The organism is Oricola nitratireducens (assembly GCF_014904745.1).
In the GTDB taxonomy this organism is placed as follows: domain Bacteria; phylum Pseudomonadota; class Alphaproteobacteria; order Rhizobiales; family Rhizobiaceae; genus Oricola; species Oricola nitratireducens.
On the sequence record NZ_JACZCS010000010.1, the window covers coordinates 92271 to 106776 of the forward strand.

The 14506-nt window shown below is 63.7% G+C and carries 16 protein-coding genes; 5 read left to right on the top strand and 11 right to left on the bottom strand.

The window, feature by feature from the left end:
* Positions 1–9: 9 nt before the first annotated feature.
* The 5 genes from IG169_RS06960 to IG169_RS06980 all read right to left on the bottom strand — a co-directional run bounded on the left by IG169_RS06960 (position 10) and on the right by IG169_RS06980 (position 5038).
* A complete protein-coding gene (locus IG169_RS06960) occupies positions 10–636 on the bottom strand; it encodes a riboflavin synthase (protein ID WP_193175455.1) in 627 nt (208 codons plus the stop codon).
* Entirely contained in the window at positions 636–1745 is a 1110-nt protein-coding gene (gene ribD / locus IG169_RS06965) for a bifunctional diaminohydroxyphosphoribosylaminopyrimidine deaminase/5-amino-6-(5-phosphoribosylamino)uracil reductase RibD (protein WP_193175456.1), read from the bottom strand. Before ribD ends, IG169_RS06960 begins: the two co-directional genes overlap by 1 nt.
* A 15-nt stretch (positions 1746–1760) precedes the next feature.
* Entirely contained in the window at positions 1761–2255 is a 495-nt protein-coding gene (nrdR, locus tag IG169_RS06970) for a transcriptional regulator NrdR (protein ID WP_193175457.1), read from the bottom strand.
* A gap of 9 nt (positions 2256–2264) precedes the next feature.
* On the bottom strand, positions 2265–3584 hold the full coding sequence (glyA, locus tag IG169_RS06975) for a serine hydroxymethyltransferase (protein WP_193175458.1): 1320 nt from the start codon (positions 3582–3584) through the stop codon (positions 2265–2267).
* A 182-nt stretch (positions 3585–3766) separates the two neighbouring features.
* On the bottom strand, positions 3767–5038 hold the full coding sequence (locus tag IG169_RS06980) for a L,D-transpeptidase family protein (RefSeq protein WP_193175526.1): 1272 nt from the start codon (positions 5036–5038) through the stop codon (positions 3767–3769).
* 132 nt (positions 5039–5170) lie between these two features.
* On the opposite strand from IG169_RS06980, the gene IG169_RS06985 reads away from it, so the two are divergent.
* Positions 5171–5977: a DUF1295 domain-containing protein gene (locus IG169_RS06985; RefSeq protein ID WP_193175459.1), complete on the top strand. Its 807-nt coding sequence runs from the start codon at positions 5171–5173 to the stop codon at positions 5975–5977.
* A 54-nt stretch (positions 5978–6031) separates the two neighbouring features.
* On the opposite strand, the gene ldtR is transcribed toward IG169_RS06985, so the two are convergent.
* Both ldtR and IG169_RS06995 read right to left on the bottom strand, forming a co-directional pair.
* A complete protein-coding gene (gene ldtR, locus IG169_RS06990) occupies positions 6032–6541 on the bottom strand; it encodes a transcriptional regulator LdtR (protein WP_193175527.1) in 510 nt (169 codons plus the stop codon).
* A gap of 139 nt (positions 6542–6680) precedes the next feature.
* Entirely contained in the window at positions 6681–7112 is a 432-nt protein-coding gene (locus IG169_RS06995; protein ID WP_193175460.1) for a DUF6163 family protein, read from the bottom strand.
* Positions 7113–7224: 112 nt separating this feature from the next.
* Between IG169_RS06995 and hemB the strand changes: the two genes are divergently transcribed.
* The 4 genes from hemB (at position 7225) to IG169_RS07015 (ending at position 10517) form a co-directional block, all read left to right on the top strand.
* Entirely contained in the window at positions 7225–8226 is a 1002-nt protein-coding gene (gene hemB, locus IG169_RS07000; protein WP_193175461.1) for a porphobilinogen synthase, read from the top strand.
* A gap of 63 nt (positions 8227–8289) precedes the next feature.
* Positions 8290–8763 (top strand): RDD family protein, encoded by a 474-nt coding sequence (locus IG169_RS07005; protein WP_193175462.1) that lies wholly within the window; start codon positions 8290–8292, stop codon positions 8761–8763.
* Positions 8764–8833: 70 nt separating this feature from the next.
* Positions 8834–9583: an arginyltransferase gene (locus IG169_RS07010; protein ID WP_193175463.1), complete on the top strand. Its 750-nt coding sequence runs from the start codon at positions 8834–8836 to the stop codon at positions 9581–9583.
* Positions 9584–9614: 31 nt separating this feature from the next.
* Complete coding sequence (locus IG169_RS07015) at positions 9615–10517, top strand: DMT family transporter (RefSeq protein ID WP_193175464.1); 903 nt, start codon at positions 9615–9617, stop codon at positions 10515–10517.
* On the opposite strand, the gene IG169_RS07020 is transcribed toward IG169_RS07015, so the two are convergent.
* From IG169_RS07020 to IG169_RS07035, 4 genes are all read right to left on the bottom strand, one after another.
* On the bottom strand, positions 10498–11001 hold the full coding sequence (locus IG169_RS07020) for a flavin reductase family protein (RefSeq protein ID WP_193175465.1): 504 nt from the start codon (positions 10999–11001) through the stop codon (positions 10498–10500). The two genes, IG169_RS07015 and IG169_RS07020, sit on opposite strands and share 20 nt — an antisense overlap.
* 623 nt (positions 11002–11624) lie before the next feature.
* Positions 11625–12326: a glutamine amidotransferase-related protein gene (locus IG169_RS07025; RefSeq protein ID WP_193175466.1), complete on the bottom strand. Its 702-nt coding sequence runs from the start codon at positions 12324–12326 to the stop codon at positions 11625–11627.
* Positions 12323–13300 carry a glycoside hydrolase family 25 protein gene (locus IG169_RS07030; protein ID WP_193175467.1) on the bottom strand — a complete coding sequence of 326 codons (978 nt, stop codon included), beginning with the start codon at positions 13298–13300 and terminating at the stop codon, positions 12323–12325. Before IG169_RS07030 ends, IG169_RS07025 begins: the two co-directional genes overlap by 4 nt.
* Before the next feature lie 189 nt (positions 13301–13489).
* Positions 13490–14182, bottom strand: a complete 693-nt coding sequence (locus IG169_RS07035; RefSeq protein WP_210325903.1) for a hypothetical protein — start codon at positions 14180–14182, stop codon at positions 13490–13492.
* Between the last annotated feature and the right edge of the window lie 324 nt (positions 14183–14506).

The following is a 14506-nucleotide window of genomic DNA, read 5'->3' on the forward strand; positions in this document are numbered from 1 at the left end:
CGCGTGGACCTACGCCTCTTTGGCGTGGTCCGCAAGGCGTTTCACGTATCGTTCGACGTAACGCGCGATCTGGTCGATTTCGAGATTGACCGCGTCGCCGACCGCCCGGTCGCCCCAGGTCGTCACATCCAGCGTATGGCGGATCAGCAGCACGTCGAAGACATCGCCCTCGACGCCGTTGACGGTCAGCGACGTGCCGTCGAGCGTGACGGACCCTTTCGGCGCGATGTAACGCAACAGCTCCGGCGGCGCCTCCAGGCGGAAGCGGACCGCCTCGCCTTCCGGTTCGCGCGCGACGATCACCGCCTTGCCGTCGACATGGCCGGAGACCATGTGGCCGCCGAACTCGTCACCGGCTTTCATGGCGCGCTCGAGATTGATGCGCGTGCCCTCGCCCCAGCTGGCAATTGTCGTCAGGCGGAGAGCTTCCTCCCAGGCCTCGACCTCGAACCAGCGCGCATTGCTGCCAGCTTCCGGCAAGGCGACGACCGTCAGGCAGACGCCCGAACAGGCAATCGACGCGCCGATGTCGATCGTCTCCGGGTCGTAGGCCGTCTCGATGCGCAGCCGCCTGCCCTGATCGCGTTCCGTTACGGCGGCGACACGGCCGATGTCGGTGACGATTCCGGTAAACATCAGCTCTCCTGCGTGAATTCGAAGCAACGGTCGGCGCCGAACAGCCATTCGCCGCTTTGGACATAGCCGCCCGGCAGCGTCGCGCGCGAAAACGGCGCGGCAATGCCGTTGGCACCGACGACAACGTCGCTTTCGAACAGCACGATCCGGTCGGCCAGCCCTTCCTCCAGGAAGGTCCTGGCCACTTCCGCGCCACCCTCGACAAGCAGGCTCGAAATTCCCTGCGCGGCGAGATCGTCGAGCAATTCGGGCAGCGCGATGCGGCCGCAATGCTCCTCGCAGGCAAGAAGGCGCACGCCCGCGCCCTCGAGCACCTGGGCGGTTTCGGTGTCGGGCGCAACGGTGGCGATCGCCAAAGGCGCGTCGCCCACCGACTGGACCAGCCGCGAAGCGACCGGCAACCGCGCATGGCGATCGAGCACAATGCGAAGCGGCGAGCGGTGGCCGAGCCCGGGCAAACGGCAGGTGAGTTCGGGATTATCGGCAAGCGCCGTGCCGATGCCGACGAGAATGGCGTCGTGCTCGGCGCGCAGGACGTGGCTCTGGGCGCGCGCGACGTCGCCCGTGATCGGCACCTGGCCGGCAGCCGCGCGGCCGATCATGCCGTCGGCGGAAACGGCAAGCTTGAGAGTCACTTGGCAGCGTTTCTTCGCAGATCGAATCAGGTAGCTCGACAAGACCGGAAGCGCGTCTTCGGCGAGCACGCCGGGCACGACCTCGATGCCGGCGGCGCGCAGGATCTCGTAGCCCTTGCCCGATACCCGCGGATCCGGATCGCTCGATGCCGCGACGACCCGCGACACGCCGGCCGAGACGAGCGCCTCGGCACAGGGCGGCGTGCGGCCGTGATGAGCGCAGGGTTCGAGCGAGACATAGGCCGTCGCGCCGCGGGCGCGTTCACCCGCCTCGGCCAGCGCGACCGTCTCGGCATGCGGACGCCCGCCGATCGCGGTGATGCCGCGGCCGACGATCTCGGGACCATGGCCCCCGCTCGTCACGATCAGCGTGCCGACGGACGGATTCGTCCCCGTCTGGCCGAGATGGCGGCGCGAAAGGCGGATGCAGGCCGCCATGAAACGGCGGTCGAGGTCGGTCGGGGTTTGCGTCATGGCGCGAAAGTGGCGCTATTCCTTGGACGGCGCAACCGGTTCGGTGGACTCGGGCGGCAAATTGCCGCCGAGCTCGCCGAGAAGATCCTGGAAATCCTGCGGATCGCGGAAGTTCTTGTAGACCGAGGCGAAGCGCACATAGGCGACGTCGTCCATGCCCTTCAGCGCCTCCATGACGAGCGTGCCGATCTCTTCGGCCTGAATATCCTGCTCGCCGGAAGACTCCAGCTGGCGCACGATCCCGGAGACGGCCCGCTCGACCCGGTCGGGATCGATCGGCCGTTTGCGCAATGCGATCTCGAAGGACCGCGCAAGCTTGTCGCGGTCGAAGGGGACCTTGCGGCCATTCTTCTTGATCACGTAGAGGTCGCGAAGCTGGACGCGCTCGAATGTGGTGAAACGGCCGCCGCAGTCCGGACAGACGCGGCGGCGGCGAATGGCCGCCCCGTCTTCGGCAGGGCGGCTATCCTTCACCTGGGTATCGAGGGATTGGCAAAATGGGCAGCGCATGCCCGCTAGCTAGCCCAGATAGCCATAGATCGGGAAGCGACCGGTGAGCGCAATCACATCTTTTTTCACCGCTTCCTCGACGGCGGAATTGTCGCCTTCGGGCCCGGCGTCACGCAGACCGTCGACAACGCGCGCGATCAACTGGCCGATTTCGCGGAACTCGGCCTGGCCGAAACCGCGCGTCGTGCCCGCCGGCGTGCCGAGACGGATGCCCGACGTGACGAAGGGCTTTTCGGGATCGAAGGGAACGCCGTTCTTGTTGCAGGTGATGTTGGCGCGGCCAAGCGCGGCCTCGGCCGCCTTGCCGGTGACGCCCTTGGGGCGCAGATCGGCCAGCATCAGATGGTTGTCGGTGCCGCCGGAGACGATGTCGAGACCTTCCTGCTTCAGGCTTTCGGCCAGCGCCTTGGCGTTGGCGACGACGGACTGCGCATAAGACTTGAACTCCGGCTGCAACGCCTCACCGAAGGCGACCGCCTTGGCGGCGATTACATGCATCAGCGGTCCGCCCTGCAGTCCCGGAAAGACCGCGGAGTTGATCTTCTTGGCGATCGCCTCGTCGTTGGACAGGATCATGCCGCCGCGCGGGCCGCGCAACGACTTGTGCGTCGTGGTGGTGACGACATGGGCATGCGGCACCGGCGACGGATGCGCGCCTCCGGCGACGAGACCGGAGATATGCGCCATGTCGACCATCAGCCAGGCGCCGACCGAATCCGCGATTTCGCGGAAGCGCTCCCAGTCCCAGACGCGCGAATAGGCCGTACCGCCGGCGATGATGAGTTTCGGCCGGTGCTCCTCCGCCTTCGCCGCGATATCGTCCATGTCGAGCAGGTGATCCTCCTCGCGCACGCCGTAGGAGATGACGTTGAACCATTTGCCGGACATGTTGACGGGCGAGCCGTGCGTCAGGTGACCGCCGGAATTGAGGTCGAGGCCCATGAAGGTGTCACCCGGCTCGAGAAGCGCCAGGAAAACCGCCTGGTTCATCTGGCTGCCGGAGTTCGGCTGGACGTTGACGAAATTGCAGCCGAAGAGCTGCTTGGCGCGCTCGATGGCGAGTTCCTCGGCGATGTCGACGAACTGGCAACCGCCATAGTAGCGGCGGCCCGGATAGCCCTCGGCATACTTGTTCGTCATCACAGAGCCCTGCGCCTCCAGAACGGCGCGCGACACGATGTTTTCCGACGCGATCAGCTCGATCTCGTGGCGCTGGCGGCCAAGTTCCTTGCGGATGGCGGAAAAAATTTCGGGATCACGGTCGGCCAGCGATTCGGTGAAAAAGGCATCCGAATATGCATTGGAGGTTGCCGCGCTGCTCTGGGACATCGGTTCTTTCCTTTTCGGTAAATGGGAAAACGCAATTTGCGGGGCGCATTATCACGTATCCCCCCGTCAATCCATCGCCTGAACGCGAATTGATTTCGCCGTTTTCAGGCATGGTGGCCGGTCGTGCAAAGCAAAACGCCGGCACGAAGGCCGGCGTTGAATTTCGGTCCCGCGATACCGCCCTATAGCGTGTTGGACGACAACATCAGCGCGTCAACGCCGTCACGGCCGTAGATATCGTCGCGAAAATGCACGACGCCGGCATCCGTCGACCAGGCGGTGATGTAGACGAAATAGACAGGCACGGGTTCGCTCAGCTCTATTTCGGTGTTCTCGCCGGTTTCGATGACCTGCTCGATATGGGCACGCGACCAGCCCGGCGTGTCACGCAGCAGCCATGTCGTCAGTTCGCGTACATCCTGGACGCGAACACAGCCCGACGATTCAAACCGCAACAACTGACCGAACAGGCTCTGCTGCGGCGTATCGTGCATGTAGACGGCGTGCGGATTGGGGAAGTTGATCTTGGTCGACGCCATGGCGTTGATCTTGCCCGGATCCTGACGGAAGCGCAGGTCGACGGCCTCGTCGGTCGACCAGTCGACCGTTTCCGGCGGGACCTCGTTGCCCTGCTGGTCGAACAGACGGATCGAGTTGCGCGTCAGATAGGTCGGATCCTTGCGCATCAGCGGAATGATATCCTTCTGGATGATCGATTTCGGCGCCGTCCAGTAGGGATTGAGGATGATCTGGTTGATCTTGGAATTCAGAATCGGCGTCTGACGCTCGATTCGGCCGACGATGGCCTTGTGGTTCTGGGCGACGCGGCCGTTTTCCACCGCCTCGATCTCCGCCGCCGGGATGTTGACCATCACGTAACGGTCGCCGAGGAAGCCGGACATCGAACGCAGGCGGATCAGGTTGGTTTCGAGCTGGCCGAGACGGACGTCGGCCGACACATTGAGCGCGGCGAGCGTGACATTGCCGATGACACCGTCCGCCGGCATGCCATGACGCAACTGGAAGCGCTTTACGGCCGCGTCGAGGAATGTGTCGAAGACATCGCTGTCGCCGGAATTGCGCGGAAGGTCGCCGGAGATGATCAGGCGGGAGCGCAACTGGCGCACCGCCGGGTCGGTCGACCCGACCTTGAGGCGCTGCGAAAGGTTGACCTCGGGCCAGCCGCCGCGCGCCACGATGTCGCGATAGACGTCCATGGCGCGTTCGACATAGGAAACGGTGAAGGGGCTGAGGATCGGCTGGCGGGACTTGACCGACGGCGCGCGCGTTCCGACCGCGTCGAACTGGTCGTCCCAATTGCCGCGGCGCGGCGACTGGAGGATCTCGTCGAGCGAATCCTGCGCCCGTACCGGAGCGATGCCGGCCGCCAATGCGCCGAGAACTCCCGCGTTTTTCAGGAAAGACCGACGACTGCTTTTTCCAAATCCGCTCATCACCCACCTGCGTATGCGCATTCACAAAACCGGTTCGACCGGCCTTATGTCGGTCGCTAGTTATCACCGTCAACTTAACAAAGCGGAAACCATGTTCACGGTTCCGCGAGCTGGAAAACAAGCGCTCGACTGATGACTGCCGCCCTCTACATCACCCTCGCCCTCACGGTCTCAATTTTCATAGGAATATGGCCAATTCATGTTAGGTTAACTGACGCCGGAATCATCGATTATTACTGGGGTCCGGGCTTTGTCGTCATCGGCGCGGTGCATGTGGCAATCAATCCGCATGTTTCGTTCTACCAGTTGCTGTTCCTTGTCGCGGTCTTGTCGTGGGCGGCGAGAATTGCCGCGTATCTGATCCTGCGTCACCGCCGCTCGGGCAGCGAAGACGGACGCTACCGCGCCATGCGCGAGGCCGGCGGAGCGAGTTTCTGGTGGACCAGCCTGTTCACGATATTCCTGCTGCAGGCGGTGTTGATGTGGATCATCGCCGCGCCGGTTCACCTCGCGCTGGGTGCAGGTGCCGGCGCGACGCCGCAGGGAACTGGCGCCGCACTCTACTGGGGCGGGCTGATCCTGTTTGGCGGCGGCCTGGCGCTGGAGACAGTCGCCGACAGCCAGCTTGCGCGCGGCAGGACGGCCGATGCGGGCACGACCTTCGCCGGCGGATTGTGGCGCCTGTCGCGGCATCCGAACTATCTCGGCGAGATGATCGTGTGGTGGGGTCTCGGTTTCAGCGCCTGCGGGCTCTCGGGATCGCCCCTCGCCCTTGCCGGTCCGGGGGCGCTGACCGCCGTCATGATCGGCGTGTCGATGCCGCTTACGGAAGCACATCTGCGCCGCAGCCGGGACGACTACGACGCCTATGCGGCGCGGGTGCCGGCACTTCTCCCAAGGCCCGTAAAAGACCGCCGCAACCATAAGCCGGCGGAATAGCAAAAGGGGCGCGGCCGAGCCGCGCCCCTTTTTCGCAGGCCGGTTTCCGGCAGATCAGAGACGATACAAGATCGTGTCGTTCCAGAAGCGGTCGAGCCGCTGCATGGCGCGGTTCATCGCCTGGAATTCATCCGCGCCGATGCCGCCGACGGCTTCGATCGACAGGATGTGGCGGTTGTAGAGCTCGGTCACGACCTCGGCGACATCCTTGCCCTTTTCGGTCAGGCTGATGCGCACAGAACGGCGGTCCGTCTTCGATTTCTTGTGGTCGACGAAGCCCAGTTCAACCAGCTTCTTCAGGTTGTAGGACACGTTCGACCCGAGATAGTAGCCGCGCGAGCGCAGTTCGCCGGCGGTCAGGACGCTATCGCCGATATTGAACAGCAGCAGCGCCTGGACGGCATTGATATCGCTACGGCCATTGCGGTCGAATTCATCTTTCACCACATCAAGCAGACGCCGGTGCAACCGTTCGACGAGCTGCAGCGATTCCAGGTAAAGATCGCGGACTTCAGCTTCAGACGGCTTAACGGGCTTTGCGCCCACCATGTTGGTCGCATTCATCATGATCAGATTGCCTCTCTGTTATGCCGGTGATTGTTTTTTTATTTCACCGTTGAGAGCAAACTACCCAATGCGACTAAAATTCGACTTAAAGCCCATCGTTAACGGGCGATTACCGAGCGTTCGTTTCCAAATATCGTTAATAATCATTTACGCGCTCGCGATAGCGCTGAATGGACAGGATGACGATGAAAACGAACAGCACGGCAAGCGATATCGTGTGGCCGATCACGACATTGGGCCTGGCGGCGTAGCTGTCGGACCAGACGCCGTAGATCGAGATCTCGATCAGGCAGGCGATCGTCCACAGCACGATGCCCCACGAGGTCACCATCCACAGCCCCATCGAGGCGCAGGGCAACAACACGGCAAGCGCCACGCACGGCACCTGCCAATGGACCGGAAGCAGATCGAAGCGTGGCAGCGTGTCGTTGGCAAGTCCGATCAGTTGCGCCCAGTAGGACAGTCCTGAGACCATGGCGATCGCGGCCATCAGGCGCAAAAACCAGACGAACACGGTCTGGACCATGCTCTGGCGCTGTTCCTTCATTTCGCCGCTCAGCGTCACCATGTGACTTCGTTCCGATCCCCGGCCGCGTGATTCCCCGGCCGATAGCTTTGACGGATTTGGCATGCTAGGCAAACCCGGCAATCGAACAAAGGCAATATGTCGGGGTACGACAATGACGCGGAGCGTTGACGAGATTACCGGAGGAAAGCGGCTGCGCCGCATGCGCAAGGCCGACTGGTCGCGCCGCCTGGTGCGCGAGACCGAACTTACAACGAGCGACCTGATCTGGCCGATCTTCCTGATCGAGGGCGAGAACAGGACAGAGGCAATCGCAGCGATGCCGGGCGTCGAGCGCCTGACCGTCGACTTGGCGGTCAAGGCCGCCGAAGAGGCCGCGAAGCTCGGCATTCCGGCGATCGCCACCTTTCCCAATGTCGCGATGGAAAAACGCGACACGACCGGCAGCCATTCGCTCGACGCCGACAATCTGATCAACCGGGCAACACGCGCCATCAAGGCCGCCGTGCCGGAAATCGGCATCATCACCGATGCCGCGCTCGATCCGTTCACCGACCACGGCCATGACGGCATCCTGCGCGACGGCATCATCGTCAACGACGAATCGGTCGCCCAGATCGCCAAGGCGGCGGTCGGACAGGCCGAGGCCGGCGCCGACATCATCGCGCCATCGGACATGATGGACGGACGGATCGGCGCGATCCGCGACGCGCTCGACGCTGCCGGCTTCCAGGACGTTGCGATCATGTCGTATGCGACCAAGTTCGCCTCGGCCTGCTACGGCCCCTACCGCGAGGCGATCGGTACCTCGGGCCTGCTGAAAGGCGACAAGAAGACCTATTACATCGATCCCGCCAATACCGAGGAAGCGCTGCGCGAAACCGAGGCAGACATCGCCGAGGGCGCGGACATGGTGATGGTCAAGCCGGGTCTGCCCTATCTCGACATCTGCCACCGCGTGAAGGAGACTTTCCAGATCCCGACATATGTCTACCAAGTCTCCGGCGAATACGCGATGATCGAGGCGGCCGCAGCGAATGGCTGGATCGACGGCGAGCGGGTCATGATGGAGAGCCTGCTGGCGTTCAAACGCGCCGGCTGCGACGGCATCCTGACCTATTTCGCGCTGCGCGCGGCCCGCTTACTGAAGGGATAGCGCGGGCCGGCAATCTTGATATCGCGGGCATGGCCTCCCACCTCAGTCGAAAGAGGAACGCTGATGCAGAACACACAGACATTCGACGCGCCGGGCGGCAGCTATTCGGACCGCTACGACGACTGGCGGCTGTTCGAGGGCGTGCGCACGCGGCGCATCTTCGCCTTCCTGATCGACTACGCGATGGTGTTCATCCTGATCGTCGTCGCGGTGCCGGTCATCTTCCTGATGGGCTTCGCGACATTCGGCGCGGCTTGGCTGCTCTACACGATCCTGACGCCGATGGTCGCGCTGCTCTATATCGGCTGGACTGTCGGCGGCCAGGCGCAGGCGACGATCGGCATGCGGATCGCCGGCATCCGGCTCGAGCGCTATGACGGACGGCGAATCGATTTCATCACGGCAATCGTCCACGCGGTGCTGTTCTGGGCGCAAACCGCGTTCCTGCCGCTGCTGCTGGCGCCGCTCTTCCTCGAACACAAACGCACACTGCATGATTTGGCACTTGGAATCGTCGCTGTGCGCTCCGAGCGTTGACGCCTTCGGAAAGGTATATTGACCTTTGGCCGCTTCTCGCCAAATCTGGTAGTGAAGCGAGACTGGCGGCATGACACAGCATTCACCAAAATCTCCGCAGTTTTTCCTGACGTCGCCGTCACCCTGCCCCTATCTGGAAGGCCAGTACGAGCGCAAGGTGTTCACCCATCTCGTCGGCGAGAAGGCCGCGGAGATGAACGACCTCCTGACCCAGGGCGGTTTCCGCCGCAGCCAGAACATCGCCTACCGGCCGGCCTGCGAAACCTGCCGGGCCTGCGTCTCGGTACGCATCCTCGTCGACGAATTCGAGCCGTCGAAGAACCTGCGCCGCATCATGGGCGTCAATAACGACCTGATCGGCACCGAACACAAGGCGGAACCGACGAGCGAGCAATATTCGCTGTTCCGCCGCTATCTTGACGCCCGCCACAAGAAGGGCGGCATGTCGGAGATGACCGTGCTCGACTATGCGATGATGGTGGAGGACACGCATGTGCCGACGACGATCATCGAATACCGCAAGCGTGGGCCCGACAGTTTCGTGACGGGAACCGGCGACGGGCCACTCGTCGCCGTTGCCCTGTCGGACCGCATGTCCGACGGCTTTTCGATGGTCTATTCCTTCTTCGACACGGAGCAGCCGCAGCGTTCGCTCGGCACCTGGATGATCCTCGACCATATCGCGAGAGCGCGGGCGCGTGGCCTGCCGCATGTTTATCTCGGCTACTGGGTCGAAGGATCGCGCAAGATGGCGTACAAGACCCGCTTCCAGCCGCAGGAGCACCTGACCACGACCGGCTGGGAACGCTTCGAAGACTGACCGCCGCCACTTTCCCGGACAATCGCCCTATATGACGCCACACCAGAAAGGCTTGCTGCTGACCGGATTCGGCGGCCTTGTCCTCTCCTTCGACATTCCTGTCTTGCGCCTTGCCGATGGCGACATCTGGTCGGTCCAGCTGGTGCGGGCCGGTCTCGGTCTCGCCATGGCGCTGCTGATGTCGGGTGCGATCGGGCTCTGGCGCGGCCGCGCCGTCGTCCTGATCCCGGGCAAGACCGGCGCCGCCGTGGCCGTGCTTTACGGCCTGTCGGCCATCGCCTTCGTCGCCGCCGTCTTCAACACGGCGGCGGCCAATATCGTCTTCATCCTGTCGTTCAACACGATGTTCGCCGCGCTTTTATCCTGGCTGTTCCTAGGCGAGCGCCCTGCCCGCGCGACGCTCGCGACGATGGCAGTGATGGTCGCCGCCGTGATGCTGATCGTCGGCGACAGCGTGCGCACCGGCAACCTGTTCGGAGACCTGATGGCGCTCGCCGTCGCCTTGCTGCTGTCGATCGGGATCACGATCACGCGCCAGAGCGGCCGCGACATGGGATTTGCGCCGATGATCGGCGGCGTGCTGCCACTCCTGCTCGCCATCGCGATGATCGTGCCGCAGGAAAGCTTCGCCGGAAGAATCGGCAATCCATGGTGGCTGTTTCTCGACGGCGCCGTGCTGATCCCTATCTCTTTCTGGTGCCTCGCCACCGGGCCGAAATACATCTCGGGCCCGGAGGTGGCGATGTTCTATCTCCTGGAAACGGTGCTCGCCCCGGTCTGGATCTGGCTGGTTTTCAAGGAAACGCCGACACCGGCGGCCCTTGCCGGCGGCGCGATCATCACCACCGCGCTGGCGGCGCATTCGATCTGGCAATACCGGCGCGAGAAACGCCGCGCGGCGGCACCGGCCGCCGTCAGGAGCCGAGGCCGATAAAGCGGCCGTGCACATAGCCGAGCGGCGCGGCGGGCGTGGAGGCGAATTCCAGCACGCGCCCGATCAGCACGTCATGGTCGCCCGCCTCGACGATTTTCTCCAGCACGCAGTCGAACCATGCAACCGACCCATCGATCACCGTCCGGTTGGTCGGCAGGCGCGTCACCGGGAGACCGGCAAAACGCTCGGCCGAGGTTCCGCGCGCAAAGCGGCGCGCAACGGCTTCCTGGTCGGCGCCGAGGATGCTGACGGTATAGCCGCGCGAATTCGTGAAGGCCTCGTGGCTTGCCGTCGTCTTCTGGACGCTCCACAGCACCAGGGCCGGATCGAGCGACACGGTGTTGAAGGAATTGCAGGTCATGCCGTAATCGGCGCCCTTGTAATGCGTCGTCACCACGGTGATGCCCGTGGCGAAGCATCCCATGGCTTCTTTCAGGGCCGCGTGGTTCAACGCTTCGAGATTGAGATGGGCGTCGGCGTTCATGGTACTGGTTTTCCTCAAGGAATTTCCTTGCCTTCGGCGGGATGTAGCAAGTCGCGACACTTCCCGCGTTTCGTTTCGTTTCGTCCGTCAGGCGTCCGGTAAACTGCCGGTGTTTTCAAGCCCGTTCGCGCCCAAGACCGGCATAATGCCAGCCGGAAGCGCCATAATCCATGCCCTTGCGGCCGCGCATGCTGCAACTTCGCGTTTTACGGTTACCGTACGCGCGAACGGCGGCCTCGCCGGCGCGGCCCGGCGCCCGGAAGAGCCATCCGGCTGATATGGCCACGCCAAACCGGCGGACAAGCCCGGAAGCCGCAGATTTCACTGAAACCGATCCTGTCGCGCTGTGGAGCTAGAGCCGTTCATCTTTAAATGGAAGCAGTTAGATGGAATGGATTTTTCGTTCCGGCAAGGAGAACACCGCAGCGCGATATGAATATCGCGCGAGGATTTCGACGCAGCCGGGGCGGAAAAGCCATCCGAGCCGACAAGGCTTTGGAACTTCGTTCCAAACTGCAATCGTGTGCACTTGGCCTTTCGCGTCCCGGACGGCGTCGCTTCACGCTCCTTGCCAGGCCACGAAATTCCGGCGTTCAAACGATTCCATATAAAGATGAACGGCTCTACACAGCTGCGGGACCGAACCAGCGGTCGAGAAACGCCGCATACCAATCCTTCAAAGCCGCGTCGTGGGCGTCGAAGCCGGCGTCCTGTTCCTCGATAGACTGCGTGCCCGGCTTGCCGATCGTCTCGCCGTGGTCCTGCTGCCACTGGTCGAGGATCGCGCGGGTCACTTCCGGGTGAAACTGCAGCGCGATGGTCTTGTCACCGGCCTGGAAGGCCTGGTTCGGGAAGACCTCGCCATGGGCGAGCGGCGTGACACCCCTCGGCATCTCCCAGCCCTGCGAATTGCCTGCGAGCACCTTCATGGCCTCCGGGAAATGCGCCCTGCCCGCCTCGGTCGGCTGCAGAGCGTAGAAACCGAAGGTGGCGTGATTCTCGGGATGGAAGTCGACGCGCGCGCCGTGCAGATGGGCGATTATCTGCGAGCCTAGGCAAATGCCGACCAGCGGCATGTCCTTCTCCATCACCTGTTCGGCGAAGCGCAACTCGTCGCGCAGATAGGGCGCCTCGTCGAGGTGGGTGACATATTGCGGCCCGCCCATCAACAGGACCCCGCCCTCGTCGCCGGTCAACTCGGGCAGCGGCTCTCCGCGCCACGGATCGACGACGCGGACGTCATGGCCGCGCGCGACCAGATGCTGCCGGCCGAAATCGGGTTCGACAGGCTCCCAGTGTTCGATGACGTAGATTGTCCTGTTCAATGCGCGCGCCGGCTCATCCATTCGTACCAGCCACGTTCTGAACCATTGAAAACGTTCAGGTCAATATTTTCCGGCACGCCGCGCGCCTGGCCGGTGCCGGAATATTGCCAGAAGGCCCAGTCGCGGTCGGAATAGATTTCGTCCGGATGCGCCGCGACCGAGCGAAGCCAGAACGGATAGTCCCTGAACTGGCCGCGCAGATTGTCCTTGTAGAAGTCCGGCGACGTATAAATGATCGGGCGCTGACCATAGTGACGCTCGAGCGCGTCGAGGAAGACCTGCATCTTCTCGAGGACGTCCTGGCGGGTCGGGCGGTGCCTGCAGGTCTGGGAATGGGCGTTCCACTCGACGTCGAGCACGGGCGGCAAGGCGCCCTTCACCTTCGGCACATTGCGGATGAACCATTTGGCCTGGTCGCGCGCGGTGCGGCACCAGTAGAAGAAATGATAGGCGCCGCGCGGCACGCCGGCTTCGGCCGCCGCCTTCCAGTTGCGCCTGAAGGCGTCGTCGACGTGATCGATGCCCTCGGTCGCCTTGATGAAGGCGAAATTGGCGCCCTGCTTGCGCAAGGTGTGCCAGTCGATGTCGCCCTGCCAGCGCGAGACGTCGACGCCGTGGACCGGAAAATGCTTCGGCGCGGCGCGGCCGAAACTTACCGGCTTGGCGTCGTCGAATTTCTGGTTGTAGACCTTCGGGCGGCCGGACGACACGGCGCCGGGCGGGGCGACGAAGGCGACTTCCTCCTCGGGCATGACTTCGGGCGGGAACAGGGCCGCGCGCGCCGGCGAGACCGGCGTTCCGCCCGCCATCGCCATGACCTCGCCCTCGCCGCCGACATCCTCGGAAGGGACCGGCGCAGGAACGATGGAACTGACGGTCTCGCTGGAGGGCTGCAGGTCGAGCACGTCGAGCTTGGACGACGCGGTACAGCCGCTCACCGCCACCGCGAGGATGGCCGGAATTAAAAAACGCATGATCACCCGTACGCAAAACAGAGTGGGGTCCGGCGCGCATTCGCGCACCAACCCTCAGCGTTAACGGAAAATGACTAAGGCCGAGTCAATTCGAATGATTAACGGAGGGTGAATCGGGGCGGGTTTTCGCCGCCGAGTCGTCTGTCCCATCCTTAAGCTTCGCTTCGCTCGCTGATGGGCCCCTGCCGCTCACGACGTGTCTTCCCGTTCCAGAGACAGCGCCAGCGCATGGCATTCGGTGAGAATGTCATCGACCGCGTGAAACGCCCGCTTGCGGCGGCCGGGCGGCCAGCCGGGGCGCATGGGCGAGACATATTTGCTTCGGTTGAGACCGAGGTCGCGTTTGGCCCGCCAGCGGGCAAGGCGTTTCGCATGGCCGTCGAGATCGTCCAGCGCGCGTTTCAGCGCGGCGAGACGGCGGCGGAGACGGGTCGCGTCCATCGCGTCTTCGGGCGTGGGGATCCGGATTTCGGGGATCGGGCGCGGTTCGGAAACGCCGATCACGCAGATGCGCGGGAAGGATTTCGCGCGGCGGCGGCGCGGGCGGAAATCGAAGCGCTTGCGCGGATCGAGCAGCGGAAGAGCCGCGACGGCGGGGACGGATGTGGTGGATGTTGTGGTTGTTGTGGCGGCTTGTTTGCGGGGCGCCACCACCACAACAAGGTCGCGCGCGGCGATGACGATCAGGCGGCGGACGGCGGATTCGGCCGCACGGAGTATGCGCAGGATGTGGTTATGCAGGTGGCGCGGCAAAGTCGTCGCGGTTACTCCCCCGGCGAGGCCAGCCATGGCGAACAGTGCCGCGAGAACGCGCAGAAGCGCATCGCGGTTGCGGGCAATCGCCTTGTCCCAGTTGATCGTGTGTCCTTGCGCGTTCGTCATTCGGGCAAGGGTAAGGGAGGTGTCGGGGAGGTGGATAAGTCGCGGCGCGGATTCGGCGATTGGCCGCCGAGCACCGGACTTGCTGGCTGTTTTTGGTGGTCGCTTCGCGACGACCCCCACCCTGCATCCCTCCCCACAAGGGGGAGGGAGGACAGCGACGCCGGCGCTTCCACCTGCGCCATCGCACCAGGTACGGCTTCATGCCCACGACATCCCTCCCCCTTGTGGGGAGGGATGAAGGGTGGGGGTACGATGAATGGCGGGATGCCGGATGCGGTTCTGGCTTCACAGCCAATCGCGGACATCCATCCGTACGGCCATGCG